Origin of the sequence: Bacteroides sp. 214 (assembly GCF_010501015.1) — a bacterium.
Taxonomy (GTDB): domain Bacteria; phylum Bacteroidota; class Bacteroidia; order Bacteroidales; family Bacteroidaceae; genus Bacteroides.
The window spans coordinates 34,502-51,318 of the sequence record NZ_QVML01000006.1; the positions used below are offsets into that span (position 1 = coordinate 34,502).

A 16,817-nucleotide genomic window follows, 5' to 3' on the forward strand; every position below is an offset into this window, starting at 1 on the left:
TAATATTAGTATCTAAACTCATACAGCCCCAACTCTACAAGTTTTGCTCTAAGTGCGTCTATTCGCAAACCTTTGGCAATAATTGTACCGTTGGGGTCTAGTAAAAAAGTGGTGGGGTAAGCTGCTATATTGTATAATTTCCCGATATTGTTTTCCTCTGTAGATAGAATGAGTGGATAGTCGAGCACATATTGAAGATAAGCTTGCATCAAATCTTCTTCTGTGCTATCACAGCAAATGCCAATGAACTCTACTTTCTTTCCGCTCAATTCAAAGTGAAGGTCTGTCAGCGGATTTACCTCTTCCATACAATAGCGACAGGAAGTCGACCAGAAATAGAGATACACGTATTTCCCTTTTAAGCTTTCCAGTGAAAGGACGTTCTCTCTCATGAGGGGTTTCCCCTCAAATGGATAAGCTTTAAACCCTATCTGCGTAGATTGTACATCTTCGCGTGGAATAGTTACATTTTCAAGCAATAACAAATCTCTGTTTCTATCTATACCAAGGTATTTATATAACTTACGACCTACTTCCACATATTCATTTTTTTGTATTTGGTCTTCATATAGTACCTTGTCGAATTCCTTCTTTGCACCCTTTTTGGGAACATACAAGGCTGCTTTTTTGAAATATACATCTCTAAAGCCAAGGTTCACATGCACTGTTTCTTTATTTACCGTTGCCGTAGCATGTTGTGGCACACAATAAACCAATTGTCTCATGTTGAAGATAAGTAGTGGGCATTGTTCTCTTACTATATCTCCATTCTTTAGACGCTCGTAAGTTGCGTAAACAATGTAATCTTTATAATTTGCATATGATTTGTTTGCCAATCTCTCGGGCGCAAAAGGTGTGTCATCGCTAAAGTCATCATTAGCATTGGTATCTATTATCACCATTTCTTTGCCTGTAGCGTCTATTCCTCGGGCAACTTGAACGGTGACATTCAGTGGTTTGTCAGAAAGTTGGGTCAGGTCGGGTGTCCAGTTCCATGATTTCTGCAATTCCGCATACCATTCTGGGGTAATATCTCCTGATAGATAGTTCTGATATACATGTTGATACATGTTCAGTATGATGCTCCCTTGCTTTGTTTCCGTCCAATCGGTCGGGATGCCTTTTATAGTCTTTTGCGTACCAGTCCATGGATCGTCTTGTTGAGGTGTTTCAGAATTCCATTTGATGGTTACTGCCTCACGGTAGAATTCGCCATTCCCTTCATGATAATTCAATGGAATTTCAACAATGCCTATTTCTTGCTTATTACATGAAATGAAGAGGAATATTGTAAGGAGGATTAGTAGTGTTGTTGTTTTATATTTCATAATCAGTATATGTGTTTATTCGTATTGAATACAAATAAACTAAATATTTAAATCCTGTATCTTATCTGTTTGGTTAAATAAGATAAAACACTCCCAAACGACTAAACCGCTGGTAAGCTGTTTCCTTTAATCTTACGATATAAATCCAGCGCATAAACATCTGTCATGCCAGATACATAGTCCAACACCGCCTGAACCCGGTCGAAGAGTTCGGGTGCTTTGATATCATACTGGTCGGATACACGGTTTATTAATAATCGTGAGTAGGCTTTGTCGGGTTCCTGAACTGCTTCAATCATTAAATCAAGCAAGGTGCTGATAATACGGAAGCCAGCCAGTTCAATGTCCAACACATCACGTGAGCGATATATCTTCTTAACCGCCAGCTCGGAGCATTCGCGGTATGCCTTGGCTATCTGTGGAGATATGTTCTTAATCAGTGTTCCCTCAAATGTGCCTTGAAGAATGGCATCTTCGTTGCTGACGAAAACTTCTGTACACTCCTTTATCAATAAACCGATAACGGTGGATCGCAAGTAAGCAATCTGTTCGTTGTGGTCTTCTACATGTTCAAATATCCGATTGGCTTTCGCTTGTTGTGTTTCGCTTAAGAATGCAAAAAGTAGTTCCTTTGTCTCATCGGAGGTAAGTATCTTTAGCTTAAATGCATCTTCAACATCCATAACCTGGTAACAAATGTCATCGGCAGCCTCAACGAGGTAAACCAGCGGGTGGCGCACATACTTTAGCGGCTGTTCCTGCAGCTTAATAATGCCCAATTCATCGGCTATTTTTCGATAACTCTCCTCTTCGGAACCAAAGAAACCAAACTTGGATTTTCCGTTTGCCGCAGTCGAAGCATACGGGTATTTTACAATAGAGGCAAGGGTGGAGTAGGTCATAGCAAAGCCTCCTTTACGTCTTCCATTAAACTGATGACTCAGTAAACGGAAAGCGTTAGCATTTCCCTCGAAATGAATGATGTCTTGCCACTGTTCGGGAGTAAACTCTTGTTCTAATATTTTGCCGTTTCCTTGCGAGAAATAAGTAGAAATAGCCGTTTCTCCGGCATGTCCGAAAGGAGGGTTTCCCAAATCGTGTGCTAAGCAGGCGGCAGCAACAATGGCACTGATTTCGGTGAGATAAGAGTCTTGCAAATCAGGACGCTTGGCAAGAATAGCCTTTGCGCAGTCATTGCCTAAGGAGCGGCCTACGCAAGAAACCTCCAAACTATGTGTTAACCGATTGTGTACGAATACACTACCTGGTAAAGGGAATACTTGTGTTTTGTTCTGTAACCTTCTAAAAGCCGGTGAGAAAATGAGGCGATCGTAATCGCGTTGAAACTCCGAACGGTTTTCTTCGTACATGCTGTGATACTGTTCCATGCCAAAGCGCTTGGGCGAAATAAGTTTTCTCCAATCCATTTCCATTGTTATATTCCTATAAAATTGACACAAATGTAGAAATAATAGATAGGAAATAGCTATTTTCGCATCATAATATACTATAAATAAAGAACGTATGAAGATTCAAGTAATCAATAAGTCGAAGCACGCGCTACCGGCATACGCCACCGAATTGTCGGCTGGTGTAGATGTTCGCGCCAATATTGACCAACCTATCACGTTGGCACCATTGCAACGCTGCATGGTTCCCACTGGACTATTTATAGCTTTGCCGCAAGGTTACGAAGCACAAATAAGACCGCGTAGCGGACTTGCCATAAAGAAAGGAATTACCGTACTAAATACTCCGGGAACGATTGACGCTGATTATCGCGGAGAGATTTGTATAATCTTGGTAAACCTTTCTGCCGATCTGTTTGTAATTGAAGATGGCGAGCGGATAGCGCAAATGGTTATTGCGCGTCATGAACAAGCCGAATGGGAAGAGGTGTCCGTATTGGACGAAACTGAGCGCGGTGCCGGTGGATTTGGTCATACGGGCAAGAAATAACAAATAGCATGAAAGCAAGCAAACAGTGGCTGGAAAATGTAGCATGGTTATGTGTATTCTTCATGCTTACGGCGTGTGGTTCTGCACGAATAGCAAGACAAGCGCAGAGTGAAGTTCCCACACTTTCTCCCGAAGAGCAGCGTAAGTATGAGTACTTCTTCTTAGAAGCTACTAACCTGATGGCAAAAGAGCAATATGCTGCTGCTTTCGATTTGTACAAACACTGTCTTGACATCAACCCCAAAGCCTCTTCAGCACTTCATGGAATAGGCAAGCTATATCTCCATTTGGGACAAACCAAACAGGCGCAAGATGCTATGGAGAAAGCCGTAGCCAATGATCCTGACAACTACTGGTATCAAGAAGCATTAGCCACTTTCTATCAGGGACAGCGTAAGTCAGATGATGCGATAAGAGTGTACGAACAGATTGCCGACCGTTATCCTAATTACCGCACGGACGCACTGGCAAATCTTTATGAACTTTATGGTAGGAAAAATGCATACGACAACAGTCTACATACCCTCAATCGCTTAGAGATACAACTGGGCAAAAGCGAATACATCACCATGGAGAAGTACCGCATCTACCTATCGAAGAGAGATATGGAGAAGGCGTATGCTGAATTAGAAGAATTGGTGAAAGAATATCCGCTTAACCTGCGCTATCGTGTGATTTTGGCTGATACTTATTTGCAGAACGATCGTACAGATGAAGCATATACTATCTTAGAAAAAGTACTTAGCGAAGATCCTAACAATGCTATGGCAACGTTGTCGTTTGCCAATTATTACGATAAAACCGGGCAAAAAGAACTCTATGAGGCGCAGATAGACCGTGTGTTGGCGAACAAGGAAATCTCCACAGACATTAAATTCAATATGTTGCAGTACCTCATTCATCGTGTTGAAGCGGAGAAGAAAGACAGTACGTATCTTATTGCGCGATTTAATAGTGTAATGGAACAAGATGCGGAAAGCACAAATATAGCACTACTCTATGTGCAGTATCTACTCTCTAAAGATATGCAGAAGGAAGCTGTACCGGTATTGGAACACATTCTTCAGTTAGAGCCCGAACATACTGCTTCGCGTTTTGCCCTGCTCAACACAGCGATTAAGGAGAACAATGCAGATAAGGTAATTAAAATAGCCGCACCGGGTGTGGAGCTGCATCCCGATGTGATGGAGTTTTATTATTACTTAGGCATGGCTTATTATCAAAAGGAAGAATACGTCAAAGCGCTGGATACCTATAAAAGTGCTTTAGAACATGCCCCTGCTGATACACCATTGGAATTGAAATCTGACTTTTACAGCATCATGGGCGATCTTTATCATAGCTTAGGTAAGGTAGATGAGATGTATCTTGCTTATGATTCTGCTTTGATATGTAATCCCGAAAATATCTCTACATTGAACAATTATGCTTATCATCTTTCTACACGCTCCAAAGATTTGGACAAGGCTTTGGAGATGAGTTTCAAAACCATTAAAGCAGAACCCAAGAACGGTACCTACCTCGATACTTATGCATGGATACTCTTTATGAAGAAGCGATATTCCGAAGCGAAAATCTATATTGACGATGCTCTGAAGAGTGGCGCAGCGGAAGACGATACGGTGTTGGAGCATGCAGGCGATATCTATTATATGAATGATGATTTGAGCAATGCGCTCTATTATTGGCAACTCTCACAAGATAAAGGTAATGCCTCGCAGGTGTTGAAAGATAAAATACGGCGTAGAAGATACATCCCGGATGAAAAGAAATGATTATTGGAAAATAAGCTGTCTGATACTTGTAATGCTATTTGCTTATGGGTGTCGCTCCTCAAAGAAAATGGTAAGTGAGGAGAGGAGTGTGATGCGCTTGTCGGGCGAAGAACATTTGGCAGCAGTAATAGCCAATACCCCCGATTTCACCGCACTTTCTTCGCGTTTGAAGCTCACACTGCCTACTAAGAAAGGCGAATTCAGCGTAAACGGAACGCTCAAAATAAAACGTGATGAACGGATACAAATCTCTTTGCTTATTCCTGTTATACGCACCGAAGCTGCCCGCATTGAAATAACTCCCGAACGTATTTTGGCTATAGACCGTATGAACAAGCGTTATGTAGATGTGCCGGTTGAGGATATAAAACAATTATTGGGTACCGATGTGGATTACCCCATGTTACAATCACTCTTTACTAACGATATTTTCCTTCCCGGTAAATACCATCTTACAAAGAAAGATTATGCTTCGTTTGTTGCATTGCCCGTAGATGAAAACGCAGTGTTGCTCTCCAAGAAAACGCGAAAACGTACTTATGCTTTTACAGCTTCCAATGAAACCAACCGACTAACGGAGAGTGTAATTGCATCTTCTTCGGCTGCCCATAGATTGCGTTGGCAATACAATAATTTTGGCCCGGTGGGTGATACAGTGTTTCCTATGGAAATGACAATCTTTTTGGAAGGTGGCGGAGAAAGCAGTAAGACAACCCTGACATTATCCCGTCTTTCGGTCGATGGAATGGAGTTAAAAGCGACATCTATCCCTGCGAAATATGAGAAAATAGGGTTGATGGACTTAATGCGTATGATTGAAAATCTATGAAGCAGCAAGTAAGCAAATGGATGTTTTTTATAGCTTGTTTGGCATGGGCGGTTATGCTAAATGCGCAACAACCTACTCCCGGTGTTAAGGAGTTGGAGCTACGGCGTTCCGATTTGCTGAAACAGATTCAAGAATCAGAGTCGCTACTAACTTCGACCAAGAAAAACGTAACCGGACAGATGAACGCGCTTGCGACACTGACTGGGCAAATTAACGAACGAAAACGCTATTTGCAACAGGCAAATGATGACCTTACTACTATAAATCGTGAAATAAATGCTTTGAGTAAACAGCTTGCAAAGTTCGAAACCGAGCTTACTGAAAAGCGAAACAGCTATGCTCGCTCCCTGCAGCACTTGCAAAAAAACCGAAGCATTGAGGAGAGACTTCTCTTTATCTTCTCGGCAAAAACACTGGAACAAACTTATCGCCGGGCACGCTACGTAAAGGAATATGCTGCTTTTCAGCGGAAGTTAGGCGAAGAAATCATCGTTAAACAGATAGAGGTTACCGCGAAGAAAGAAGAACTCGGTGAAACCAAAAAGGCACGTTTGCAGTTGCTCAAAGAACTGGAAGAGGAACGCCAGCGTCTTGAACAGCAGGAAAAACAAGCTCGTAGCATTGTTTCGGGTCTTCAGCGTAAACAAAAAACGCTGCAAAACGAGATAAACAAAAAACGTAAAGAAGCTAATCAACTCAATGCCCGCATTGATAAACTGATTGCAGCCGAGATAGAAAAATCCCGTAAAGCTGCCGAAGCCAAAGGTGAAAAGGGTTCGGAAGCAAAAAAGACGTCCAAACCCGGAAGTATGGGGACTTTTACACTGAGCAAAGCCGACAAGGAACTGTCGGGTAGCTTTGTAAATAACCGAGGTAAACTACCGATGCCGGTTACCGGGCCGTATACTATTGTTAGTCGCTTCGGGCAGTACAACGTGCAAGGGTTGAAGAATGTAAAACTCGACAATAAAGGTATTGACATCCAAACCCGACCGGGTGCGGAGGCACGTGTCATCTTCGACGGGGTAGTAAGTGCTGTATTTCAATTTCAGGGCAATGGATTATTCAATGTCTTGGTTCGTCACGGAAATTATATTTCGGTATATTGCAACCTCTCATCAACCACTGTTAAGCAGGGCGATAAGGTAAAGACCAACCAGCGTATCGGTACTATTTTCTCAGACAAAACAGATGGGGGCAGAACGGTTCTTCACTTTCAGTTGCGCAAGGAACGGGAAATGTTGAATCCCGAACCGTGGCTAAGTAAATAACTATGACTGACGGGTCGTGAGACTATGGTTGACAGAGCATGAGACTATGGCTGACGAAGTGTTACTAAAAACCATCCAATAAACGATAGTAAATGTCTATTGCTTCTTCTACCTCTTTAATGAATATAAACTCATCCGCCGTATGTGACCGAGCAGAGTCGCCCGGCCCTATTTTTAGCGATGGAAAGGGCATTAATGCTTGGTCGGATAGTGTAGGAGAACCAAATGGCGTGCCTCCCAAAGCAATAGCTCTGTGTACAATTGGGTGGTTTACCGGTATGTGTGAAGGGTTCAGCCTGTAGGAACGTGCTTTGACTGCGGAAGATATGTGGGTGGTTATTGTCTCAAAAACGTCTTGGTTGGTATATAATTCGTTGCTACGTATATCTACCACGAAACTGCATGTATCTGGTATTACGTTGTGTTGCGTACCGGCATTTATCTGCGTAACGGTCATTTTAACCGGACCAAGTAGCTCTGACACTCTTTCAAAACGATAATCACGAAACCATTCTATATCTTTGAGGGCTTTATAAATAGCATTATCTCCTTCGTTACGGGCAGCATGACCGGCTAAGCCTTTGGCGGTAACATCCACTACCATCAATCCCTTTTCGGCAATGGCAGGTTGCATTTGTGTGGGCTCGCCAACAATAGCAAACGCAATGGGTGGCAGATTGGGAATTACACATTCTATTCCACCTGCTCCCGATACTTCTTCTTCACAAGATGCTAGGAAAATAAGATTGTAGCTCTGGCTGGTGCGGCACAACTGTAAGAACACATGAAGCAAAGAAACAACACTTGCACCTGCGTCGTTACTGCCCAATCCGTAGAGCTTACCATTTATTTCTTGTGGAGTATAGGGGTCTTTTGTCCAACCGGCGACGGGGCGAACGGTATCAATATGTGAGTTTAGTAAGATAGTAGGTTTCTCCAACGAAAAGCCTGGTGAAAAACACCACACATTGTTTCCTTTTCGTCCTGTTTCCATGCCTTGTATCTCTATATATTGTTGGAGCACATCGGCGGCTTTTGTTTCTTCGCGGCTATGAGAGGGTATGCTTATCAGCTCTTTGAGTAGGAGTATGGCTTCGTTGGTCATGTGTTGCAAACTTAGAGGTTATCCTTACAGAATGTTATTTTTACAGACAAACTTACGCTTTCTGTCTAAATAAAGCAAATAATAACCGCTTAAATGAAGATTTGCGGATTTTAACGTATCTTTGCCACATTATTCACCTAATACATAGAGAATGAGTTACCATCATTTAGCAGTTGTTGTTGATAAACAAGCTGAAAAATACGGAGACAGAACTGCGTTGAAGTATAGAGACTATGAAACCGCATCATGGAAATCAATATCCTGGAATGAGTTTGCTAAAACAAACCGAATTGTAGCCAACGCTTTGGTGTCGTTGGGGTTGCAGGAAGAAGAGAATGTTGCTATTTTCTCGCAGAACAAACCCGAATGTTTGTACGTAGAATACGCTGCATTTGCCAACCGGGCAGTAGCTGTTCCTATGTATCCTACCTGTTCGCAGTTACAAGCGCAATATATTATTAACGATGCAGGCATACGCTTCTTGTTTGTAGGTGAGCAATATCAGTACGATGCTGCTTTCCCGTTATTGCATAACTGTCAGACGTTGGAAAAGCTTATCATTTTTGACAAGAATGTAAAGAAGAAGTCGAATGACGCAACCTCCATCTACTTTGACGAGTTATTGGTAATGGGTAGTGAACTCCCGCACAACGATGTAGTAACAGATCGTGTTAAGCGTGCCACAGCAGACGACCTAGCCAATATCCTTTATACATCAGGTACTACCGGAGAACCCAAAGGCGTGATGCTGCACCATAGCTGCTATCTCGAGGTTTTTCGCATACACGACATTCGTCTGACAACAATGACAGACCAAGACGTCTCCATGAATTTTCTTCCGATGACTCATGTATTCGAAAAGGCTTGGTGTCATTTATGTATTCATAAAGGTGTGGTGATTTGTGTTAACCTTCGTCCTACTGATATACAAACAAGCATCAAAGAAATACGCCCTACATTGATGTGTAGTGTTCCCCGTTTCTGGGAAAAAGTATATGCCGGAGTACAAGAGAAGATAAACGACTCTAAAGGTATTACTAAAATGTTAATGATTGATGCTATAAAGGTAGGTAAAGCACACAACATAGATTATCTTCGTTTGGGCAAAACCCCGCCTATGGCTTTGCATCTTAAATATAAATTCTACGAGAAGACAATTTATCAACTGCTGAAGAAAACCATTGGTTTGGAGAACGGAAATTTCTTCCCTACAGCGGGAGCTGCTGTTCCCGATGCTATTTATGAATTTGTACGCTCCGTTGGCATTGGTATGATTACGGGTTACGGACTGACAGAGTCTTCTGCTACTGTTTCCTGTTCGTGGGGCGAACAAACAGAGATAGGTTCTGTAGGAAAGGTAATGCCCGATGTAGAAGTGAAAATTGGTGAAGATAATGAAGTATTGCTTCGTGGAAAGACAATAACCAAAGGCTATTATAAAAAAGCCGAAGAAACAGCTAAAGCTATAGATGCGGATGGTTGGTTCCATACCGGCGACGCAGGATACTTTAAGAATGGAGAACTCTTTCTTACCGAACGTATTAAGGATTTATTCAAAACATCAAATGGAAAATATATTGCTCCGCAGGCGTTGGAGACAAGACTCGTGGTAGACCGCTACATCGATCAGCTCGTAATCATAGCCGACCAACGCAAATTTGTATCGGCACTGATTATTCCTTCGTATAACTTGGTCGAAGAATATGCAAAAGAGAAACATATTGCTTATACCGACATGAAAGATTTGTTGAAGAAACCGGAGATACATGAACTTTTCCGACAACGAATTGATACCCTGCAGCAGCAATTTACGAACTACGAGCAAATTAAACGCTTTAGCCTGTTGCCGGAACCATTCAGCATGGAACGCGGAGAGATGACAAATACACTTAAAATTAAGCGTCCTGTAATTGCCGAGAACTACAAAGATATTATTGACGAAATGTATAAAGAAGAAACTGTATGATAACTATTGAACAACTAAAAGACGTGAAAGAGCGCGTAGCAGCGCTGGGGAGGTATCTTTGACATCGACGGAAAGAAAATTCAAGTCGAAGAAGAACAATTAAGAACGCAAGCGCCGGGGTTCTGGGATGACCAGAAGCGAGCCGAAGCGCAAATGAAGCTTGTGAAAGGGCTGCAAAAATGGATTGAAGGTTACAATGAAGTAAAGGTCCTTTCGGATGAATTGGAACTGGCTTTTGACTTTTGCAAAGACGAACTTATTACAGAACAAGAGGTCGACGAACTCTACCGTAAAGCCTCAGAAGCCGTAGAGGATTTGGAACTGCGCAACATGCTTCGCGAGGAGGCAGACCAACTGGGTTGTGTGCTTAAAATAAATTCGGGTGCGGGCGGAACGGAAAGTCAAGACTGGTCATCTATGCTGATGCGTATGTATCTGCGCTGGATAGAAGACCATGGATATAAAGCTACCATCTCTAACCTACAAGAAGGTGATGAAGCGGGAATTAAAACCTGTACTATTCAAGTAGAGGGTGATTTTGCTTACGGATATCTAAAAGGAGAAAATGGCGTACATCGCTTGGTGCGTGTGTCGCCTTTCAATGCACAAGGAAAACGTATGACTTCCTTTGCTTCTGTGTTTGTAACACCGCTGGTAGATGATACAATCGAAGTGCAAATAAACCAAGCAGCCATTACATGGGACTTATTCCGTTCGGGTGGAGCAGGTGGACAGAACGTAAACAAGGTGGAAACCGGTGTACGCCTACGCTATAAATACAAAGATCCCGACAGTGGTGAAGAAAAAGAAATCCTGATAGAAAATACTGAGACTCGTTCGCAACTTGATAATCGCGAAAATGCGCTTCGTTTACTCCGTTCGCAACTCTATGATATAGAACTGCAAAAACGATTAGCGGAACAACGCAAAATCGAAGCCGGAAAGAAAAAAATAGAGTGGGGCTCACAAATACGTAGCTATGTATTTGATGACAGACGAGTGAAAGACCACCGAACAAACTTTCAAACATCTGATGTAAATGGTGTTATGGATGGTAAACTGGATGGATTCATCAAAGCATACCTGATGGAGTTTGCAGGATCGGAGAATGTGGAATAGGTAGTAGCTAACAAAAATCCTTCTTAAAATTTGTGTGTATTGTATTAATTAGTAAATTTGAACAAAACGAACGTATGAACGTTCTTTTTAGTAAAAACCAATCATTTAATACGATAACACTATGAGCAATAAGAAGAAGATTAAAAACTCAAAGAAAGAAGAGCAACAAGCAGGTAAAGTAGTGAAAATTATTGCAGTATCCTTAATTATATTAGGATTACTCATGATGATTGGCTTCTCCCTGATGAAATAGAGTTGCTGTTCTTTCAACTAGCTATGGCACAAGAAATTGAACGTAAATTTTTAGTAACAGGAGAATTCAAACCATATGCCTTTGCGCAAAAAGAACTGATGCAAGGATATATTTGTAGCGATGGAGGGCGAACAGTGCGTGTACGCATAGAGAACGACACTGCTTTTCTTACCATTAAAGGTCCTACCAGTGCTTCGGGCATGAGTCGCTACGAGTGGGAGAAAGAGATACCCTTGGCGGAAGCCAAAGAATTACTAAAATTATGTGTCGGCGGGTTTATTCATAAAACCCGCTACTTGGTACGCAGCGGAGAACACCTCTTTGAAGTAGATGAGTTCTATGGTAGTAACCAAGGTCTTGTGGTGGCAGAAGTTGAATTATCATCCGAAGCGGAAGAGTTTGTCAAACCATCCTTTATAGGGCAAGAAGTTACAGGCGATATACGCTATTATAACTCGCGCTTGTTGACAAACCCCTATCTTTCGTGGAATAATAAATAACCCCTTGCTGTGGAACGTTTATATGAACACCTGCCTGAAGAGTTAGTTACGTTTATTTTAGTGACGCTCTTTTCCTTGCTTATCGGATTGTCGCAACGACGCATCAGTTTGGCGCGCGAAGGAGAGAAAACACTCTTTGGTACCGACCGCACCTTTACGTTTATAGGTATATTAGGGTATATCCTTTATATTCTAGACAAGGATACAATGTATCTCTTTATGGCGGGCGGATTTGTTTTGGGTGGTCTTTTGGCATTGAACTACTATGTTAAGTCTACACAGTTTCATGTGTTCGGTATCACCACGATTGTTATTGCGCTTATTACCTATTGTTTAGCGCCTATCGTCATAACCCAACCCTCTTGGTTTTATTTGATGATTGTAGTAACAATCTTACTACTTACCGAACTTAAACACACCTTTACTGAGATAGCTCAACGCATGAAGAGCGATGAAATGGTAACTTTGGCTAAGTTTTTAGCCATTAGTGGTATCATTCTCCCAATGCTTCCCAATGAGAATATAGTTCCCGAAATATCACTGACTCCTTATTCCATTTGGCTGGCAACGGTAGTTGTTTCGGGCATCTCATACTTATCCTATTTATTGAAGAGGTATGTGTTTCAGCAATCGGGAGTATTGGTTTCGGGCATCTTAGGTGGGCTGTATAGTAGCACAGCTACCATTTCTGTATTGGCACGCAAGTGCAAAACGGTTGTAAAGGAAGAAATCCCCGAATACGTAGCAGCTATGCTTATTGCGGTAAGCATGATGTTTTTGCGTTTTATGATTCTTATATCGATATTCAGCAAAGAGGTTTTCTCTATTGTTTATCCATACTTACTCTTTATGTCGGTAGTAGCGGCGGGTGTATCTCTGTTTATATACTCCAAACGCTCCAAGAAGAAGAAAAGCGATGTAGATGAAGATGATAGTAGCAACCCGCTTGAATTTAAGATAGCATTGATATTTGCTTGTTTGTTTGTAGTCTTCACGCTTGTAACACATTACACCTTTAAGTATGCTGGTACTGGTGGATTGACCGCACTTTCTTTCGTTTCTGGTCTGAGCGATATCACTCCATTTATATTAAATTTGCTGCATGGTGATGCTGCTATTCCTGTTATGGTAGTTGCAGCAAGCAGCATGCAAGCCATTGTAAGCAGTATATTTGTAAATCTTTGCTATGCTTTCTTTTTCTCGGGGAAGCGAGCCGAATTGCGCAAGTGGGCATTTGGTGGATTTGGGGTAGTTATTGTTATGAACATCCTTTTAATCCTTCTTTTCTACTTATTTAGACCCGTTGGCGGAATTAATTAGTGCATATTTTACCAACCCAACAGCTTAATATACACTCCAAATGTAGTTTTAGCAAATAGGTCTTCACATTCACATATCGCTGTAAGCGAATGATAGTAAGCAAGTTGCGTGTGAAGACCCCCTCTTTTATCCTTCACAGGGTTTTCACGCCTAATTTTCTGACTGATTTTGTGGTAAAAACACAGTCAAAAGTGAAGCAAAACACAGTCAGAAATGAGATAAAAATCAGTCAGAAATGAAGTAAAAATCAGTCAGAAAAGAAGATTGCTTAAAGCTCTTAGTTAAATGCACCTGTGAGCCATAGTCTCACGCCCTGTCAGCCTATGGCTCATGCCCCGTCAGCCATAGTCTCATGCCCTGTCAGCCTATGGCTCGTGCATCGTCAGCCTATGGCAGATGCTTCGTCAGCTTATGGCTCGTGACCGGTCATCCTATAGAGGAATTAATTCCGCCAACGGGTTTATTTAGATAAAACTCTTTAACAAGTTAAAACATAACGAAAGGAAAAAGATGTAATTTCTTTCGATTTCTTAACTACGATTTGGTAGTAACTGTTTAAATTCGTTATAGCTTTGTCGTTTATTTATTAATCACACCTACCTTTGAGTGGACAACGAACTACTATTATGATCAGAACTATTGCGTTGATACTTACTCTTATAGTATCAACCCTAACTTTTGCGCAAACTTCATCCCCTGTAGCTTATACTGTAAAAGGGGTTTTACTTGATTCGCTAACCAATGAAGGAGAACCTTATGCCACCATTAGGTTTGCTCTAAAAACAGCACCCGGCAAAGCAGTTAAAATGGCTGTAACAGATATGAACGGGAAGTTTGAAGAAACAATTAATCAGTCGGGCGACTTTGTTATGACCATTACTTCGGTAGGTAGGGTTGCTATTGCTAAAGAATTTAAGCTAACTCCTGAAACAAAGACCGTAGATTTGGGCACAATGTATATTAACGATGATGCCAAAGAACTGGCTGGCGTAGAGGTTGTTGCACAAAAACCCCTTGTAAAGGTCGATATTGATAAAATAGAATACAACATCGAAGACGATCCCGACTCTAAAACCAACTCCGTCATTGAAATGTTACGCAAAGTACCACTCGTTACGGTTGATGGTGAGGATAATATCCAAGTAAATGGTAGCAGTAGCTTCAAGGTACAGGTAAATGGTAAGGAGAATACCATGATGAGTAATAACCCGAAGGAAATATTCCAAAGTATGCCGGCAAATTCCATTAAGTCTATTGAAGTTATTACCAATCCCGGTGCTAAATACGATGCCGAAGGAGTGGGGGGTATCTTGAATATTATAACTGTTAGCGGGGCGGGTATTGAAGGATACACTCTAACGATGAGCGCTCGTGCTACGAATGCCGGTGCCGGTGGTGGACTCTTTGGTACTGTGAAAAGTGGCAAATTGACGGTTTCGGGAAACTACGGAATCAGTTATAGCGACAATCCTAAAAGCTACTCTTATTCAACACGCGAAACAGCCGGTGAGTCTGACAGGTTATTTAATAATGGCTCCGGCAAAAACGATATGACTTTTCAGCACGGTAATCTGGAAGCAAGTTATGAATTGGATACACTGCGATTAATATCACTTTCGTTTGGACTTTATGGTGGAGATAGTAACTCGAAAAATTATAGCGGAACAGACTTTCAGAATACTTACTCATATAATGCAAAGAGCAGAGGAGACAACTCTTGGTATTCCATCCGTGGAAATATAGACTATCAGAGATTGTTTAAACTGAAAGGGCGTATGCTCACTTTTTCGTATCGAATTAACACACAGCCACGAACAAATGATTCGTATACGAACTATTTGAACTTTGAAGACAAAGATGAAACCCATGACTGGGAAGAAATACTTGATTTGCAAGACCGCCGGTCCGACCAAGATATGAGTACTACTGAACATACCTTCCAAGCTGATTATGTGACGCCGATAGGAAAACTTCATACTATTGAGACAGGAACCAAATACATTATCCGCAATAACATTAGCGATACCAAAGTATATCTTGATGGTAGCAACACATGGGATTATAATCGTAGTAGTCATTACAAACATCTCAGCGATATCTTGGCTGCTTATCTTGGCTATACATTGCGCTATCAGAAGTTTTCTCTCAAAACAGGAGTGCGTTATGAATATACCAACCAGAATGTGAAATACATTGACACCCCAGGCGAAAATTATGGTGTAGATTATAATAATTTGGTACCTTCGGCAACAGTGGCATATAAACTTGGACAGACCCAGAACCTAAGCTTTGGTTATAATATGCGCATTTGGCGCCCTTCTATTTTCTTCTTGAATCCATATAGAGATACAAGTAATCCCACGAGTATCTTTCAAGGTAATCCCGATTTGGACACAGAAAAAAGCCATGCGTTTAACCTAACCTTTAGCAGTTTTACTGCCAAGTTCAGTGCTAATCTTTCATTACGACACTCGTTCAATAACAATAGTATTGAGCAAGTAGCTAGCTTGATTGATAATAATGTTCTCTACAGCACCTACGAAAATATAGGTAAAAGTCGGAATACCAACATGAATTTTTATCTGAACTGGAATGCTACGCCTAAAACACGTCTTTCTATTAACGGAAGTGGTGGATACAGCGACATGAGAGCACCCGGAGCAACTGTAGGCGGGAGTGATATAAAGAACAGCGGATGGCAGTTCTACTCCTATGGAAGTGTTCAGCACACATTCCCGTTGAAAATTAGAGCAAGCCTTAATGCCGGTGGAAGCACTAAGCAAATTATGCTACAAGGCTCGGGCTATAGTTACTCCTTTTATGCATTGAGTTTAAACAGGTCTTTCCTCAAAGGAGAACGCCTTACCGTCAGTCTTTTTGCGCAAAACTTCTTGGATAAGTACAACAAGTACAAACACCAAACAATCGGAACGAATTATTCTCAATGGAGCAGTAGTAAGCAAGTACAACGCCGCTTTGGAATCAATATTAGTTACCGTCTTGGCGAACTGAAGGCACAAGTGAAAAAAGCTGCACGCTCTATCAGTAACGACGACGTGAAAGAGGGCGGAGGTAGTGCAGGAGCCGGCGGAGAGTAATTTGCTTGTAAAGGAATAAAGAATTTAACGAGGAGAGGAAGAATGTAACGATCTTCCTCTCCTCGTTTATTTTTGTATTGTCTGGTAATGGAGTCTGTTTTCGTTAATTTTGAAGTTCACTCTTTATAGAAGCAACGTTCATTCATACTCAAAGTGAAGTCCGTTTTTCTTCAAATCTGATAGGCGTTAGAATAACTTCCTGTGCTATTTTTCTTTATTTATTATCAATAGGGCGTATGGTGTAGCAAAAAAATGAGAGACACACTTTGAAAAATCGTAAAAGTAGGAAGGGAA

At 41.5% G+C, this 16,817-nt stretch carries 13 protein-coding genes and 2 pseudogenes; 11 read left to right on the forward strand and 4 right to left on the reverse strand.

Going from position 1 to position 16,817, the window contains the following annotated elements; genetic code table 11:
• Positions 1 to 5 precede the first annotated feature (5 nt).
• Positions 6 to 1,328: a peroxiredoxin gene (locus tag D0T50_RS06075; protein WP_163222623.1), complete on the reverse strand. Its 1,323-nt coding sequence runs from the start codon at positions 1,326 to 1,328 to the stop codon at positions 6 to 8.
• 101 nt (positions 1,329 to 1,429) lie between these two features.
• On the reverse strand, positions 1,430 to 2,755 hold the full coding sequence (locus tag D0T50_RS06080) for a deoxyguanosinetriphosphate triphosphohydrolase (protein WP_163222624.1): 1,326 nt from the start codon (positions 2,753 to 2,755) through the stop codon (positions 1,430 to 1,432).
• Positions 2,756 to 2,852: 97 nt separating this feature from the next.
• On the opposite strand from D0T50_RS06080, the gene dut reads away from it, so the two are divergent.
• A complete protein-coding gene (gene dut, locus D0T50_RS06085) occupies positions 2,853 to 3,287 on the forward strand; it encodes a dUTP diphosphatase (RefSeq protein WP_163222625.1) in 435 nt (144 codons plus the stop codon).
• A 179-nt stretch (positions 3,288 to 3,466) separates the two neighbouring features.
• Positions 3,467 to 4,045, forward strand: a pseudogene (locus tag D0T50_RS13960) (tetratricopeptide repeat protein); the annotation flags it as partial.
• Positions 4,046 to 4,350: 305 nt separating this feature from the next.
• Here D0T50_RS13960 and D0T50_RS13965 read toward each other — a convergent pair.
• Positions 4,351 to 4,473 carry an MYXO-CTERM sorting domain-containing protein gene (locus D0T50_RS13965; RefSeq protein ID WP_370520892.1) on the reverse strand — a complete coding sequence of 41 codons (123 nt, stop codon included), beginning with the start codon at positions 4,471 to 4,473 and terminating at the stop codon, positions 4,351 to 4,353.
• Between D0T50_RS13965 and D0T50_RS13970 the strand changes: the two are divergent.
• From D0T50_RS13970 to D0T50_RS06100, 3 genes and pseudogenes are all read left to right on the forward strand, one after another.
• Positions 4,463 to 5,062, forward strand: a pseudogene (locus tag D0T50_RS13970) (tetratricopeptide repeat protein); the annotation flags it as partial. The gene D0T50_RS13965 and the pseudogene D0T50_RS13970 sit on opposite strands and share 11 nt — an antisense overlap.
• Positions 5,049 to 5,891, forward strand: coding sequence for a DUF4292 domain-containing protein (locus D0T50_RS06095; RefSeq protein WP_163222627.1), 843 nt, complete (start codon positions 5,049 to 5,051; stop codon positions 5,889 to 5,891). The pseudogene D0T50_RS13970 and the gene D0T50_RS06095, both read left to right, overlap by 14 nt.
• Positions 5,888 to 7,162: a murein hydrolase activator EnvC gene (locus D0T50_RS06100; RefSeq protein ID WP_163222628.1), complete on the forward strand. Its 1,275-nt coding sequence runs from the start codon at positions 5,888 to 5,890 to the stop codon at positions 7,160 to 7,162. Before D0T50_RS06095 ends, D0T50_RS06100 begins: the two co-directional genes overlap by 4 nt.
• Positions 7,163 to 7,226: 64 nt before the next feature.
• Here the strand turns inward: D0T50_RS06100 and D0T50_RS06105 are convergent, their stop codons facing one another.
• Positions 7,227 to 8,267: a M20 family metallo-hydrolase gene (locus D0T50_RS06105; RefSeq protein WP_163222800.1), complete on the reverse strand. Its 1,041-nt coding sequence runs from the start codon at positions 8,265 to 8,267 to the stop codon at positions 7,227 to 7,229.
• Between the two features lie 151 nt (positions 8,268 to 8,418).
• Between D0T50_RS06105 and D0T50_RS06110 the strand changes: the two genes are divergently transcribed.
• The 6 genes from D0T50_RS06110 (at position 8,419) to D0T50_RS06130 (ending at position 16,523) form a co-directional block, all read left to right on the forward strand.
• Entirely contained in the window at positions 8,419 to 10,233 is a 1,815-nt protein-coding gene (locus D0T50_RS06110; protein ID WP_163222629.1) for a long-chain fatty acid--CoA ligase, read from the forward strand.
• Positions 10,230 to 11,352, forward strand: a protein-coding gene (prfB, locus tag D0T50_RS06115) for a peptide chain release factor 2 (protein WP_163222630.1) whose coding sequence is annotated in 2 segments (ribosomal slippage) — positions 10,230 to 10,292 and positions 10,294 to 11,352 — 1,122 coding nt in all. Because the reading frame shifts where the segments join, the coding sequence is not laid out codon by codon here. Before D0T50_RS06110 ends, prfB begins: the two co-directional genes overlap by 4 nt.
• Positions 11,353 to 11,473: 121 nt before the next feature.
• A complete protein-coding gene (locus D0T50_RS13870) occupies positions 11,474 to 11,605 on the forward strand; it encodes a hypothetical protein (protein ID WP_255490070.1) in 132 nt (43 codons plus the stop codon).
• Positions 11,606 to 11,628: 23 nt separating this feature from the next.
• Entirely contained in the window at positions 11,629 to 12,105 is a 477-nt protein-coding gene (locus D0T50_RS06120; protein ID WP_163222631.1) for a CYTH domain-containing protein, read from the forward strand.
• 9 nt (positions 12,106 to 12,114) lie between these two features.
• Positions 12,115 to 13,425, forward strand: a complete 1,311-nt coding sequence (locus tag D0T50_RS06125) for a DUF4010 domain-containing protein (RefSeq protein ID WP_163222632.1) — start codon at positions 12,115 to 12,117, stop codon at positions 13,423 to 13,425.
• Positions 13,426 to 14,051: 626 nt separating this feature from the next.
• Positions 14,052 to 16,523 carry a TonB-dependent receptor domain-containing protein gene (locus D0T50_RS06130; RefSeq protein ID WP_163222633.1) on the forward strand — a complete coding sequence of 824 codons (2,472 nt, stop codon included), beginning with the start codon at positions 14,052 to 14,054 and terminating at the stop codon, positions 16,521 to 16,523.
• Positions 16,524 to 16,817: the final 294 nt, after the last annotated feature.

Bases quoted from the DNA above. Each gene is read 5' to 3' on its own strand.
- D0T50_RS13870 (WP_255490070.1), top strand. From the start codon at position 11,474: ATGAGCAATAAGAAGAAGATTAAAAACTCAAAGAAAGAAGAGCAACAA.
- D0T50_RS06075 (WP_163222623.1), bottom strand. From the start codon at position 1,328: ATGAAATATAAAACAACAACACTACTAATCCTCCTTACAATATTCCTC.
- D0T50_RS06130 (WP_163222633.1), top strand. From the start codon at position 14,052: ATGATCAGAACTATTGCGTTGATACTTACTCTTATAGTATCAACCCTA.
- D0T50_RS06095 (WP_163222627.1), top strand. From the start codon at position 5,049: ATGAAAAGAAATGATTATTGGAAAATAAGCTGTCTGATACTTGTAATG.
- D0T50_RS06120 (WP_163222631.1), top strand. From the start codon at position 11,629: ATGGCACAAGAAATTGAACGTAAATTTTTAGTAACAGGAGAATTCAAA.
- D0T50_RS06105 (WP_163222800.1), bottom strand. From the start codon at position 8,267: ATGACCAACGAAGCCATACTCCTACTCAAAGAGCTGATAAGCATACCC.
- D0T50_RS06100 (WP_163222628.1), top strand. From the start codon at position 5,888: ATGAAGCAGCAAGTAAGCAAATGGATGTTTTTTATAGCTTGTTTGGCA.
- D0T50_RS06080 (WP_163222624.1), bottom strand. From the start codon at position 2,755: ATGGATTGGAGAAAACTTATTTCGCCCAAGCGCTTTGGCATGGAACAG.
- dut (WP_163222625.1), top strand. From the start codon at position 2,853: ATGAAGATTCAAGTAATCAATAAGTCGAAGCACGCGCTACCGGCATAC.
- D0T50_RS06110 (WP_163222629.1), top strand. From the start codon at position 8,419: ATGAGTTACCATCATTTAGCAGTTGTTGTTGATAAACAAGCTGAAAAA.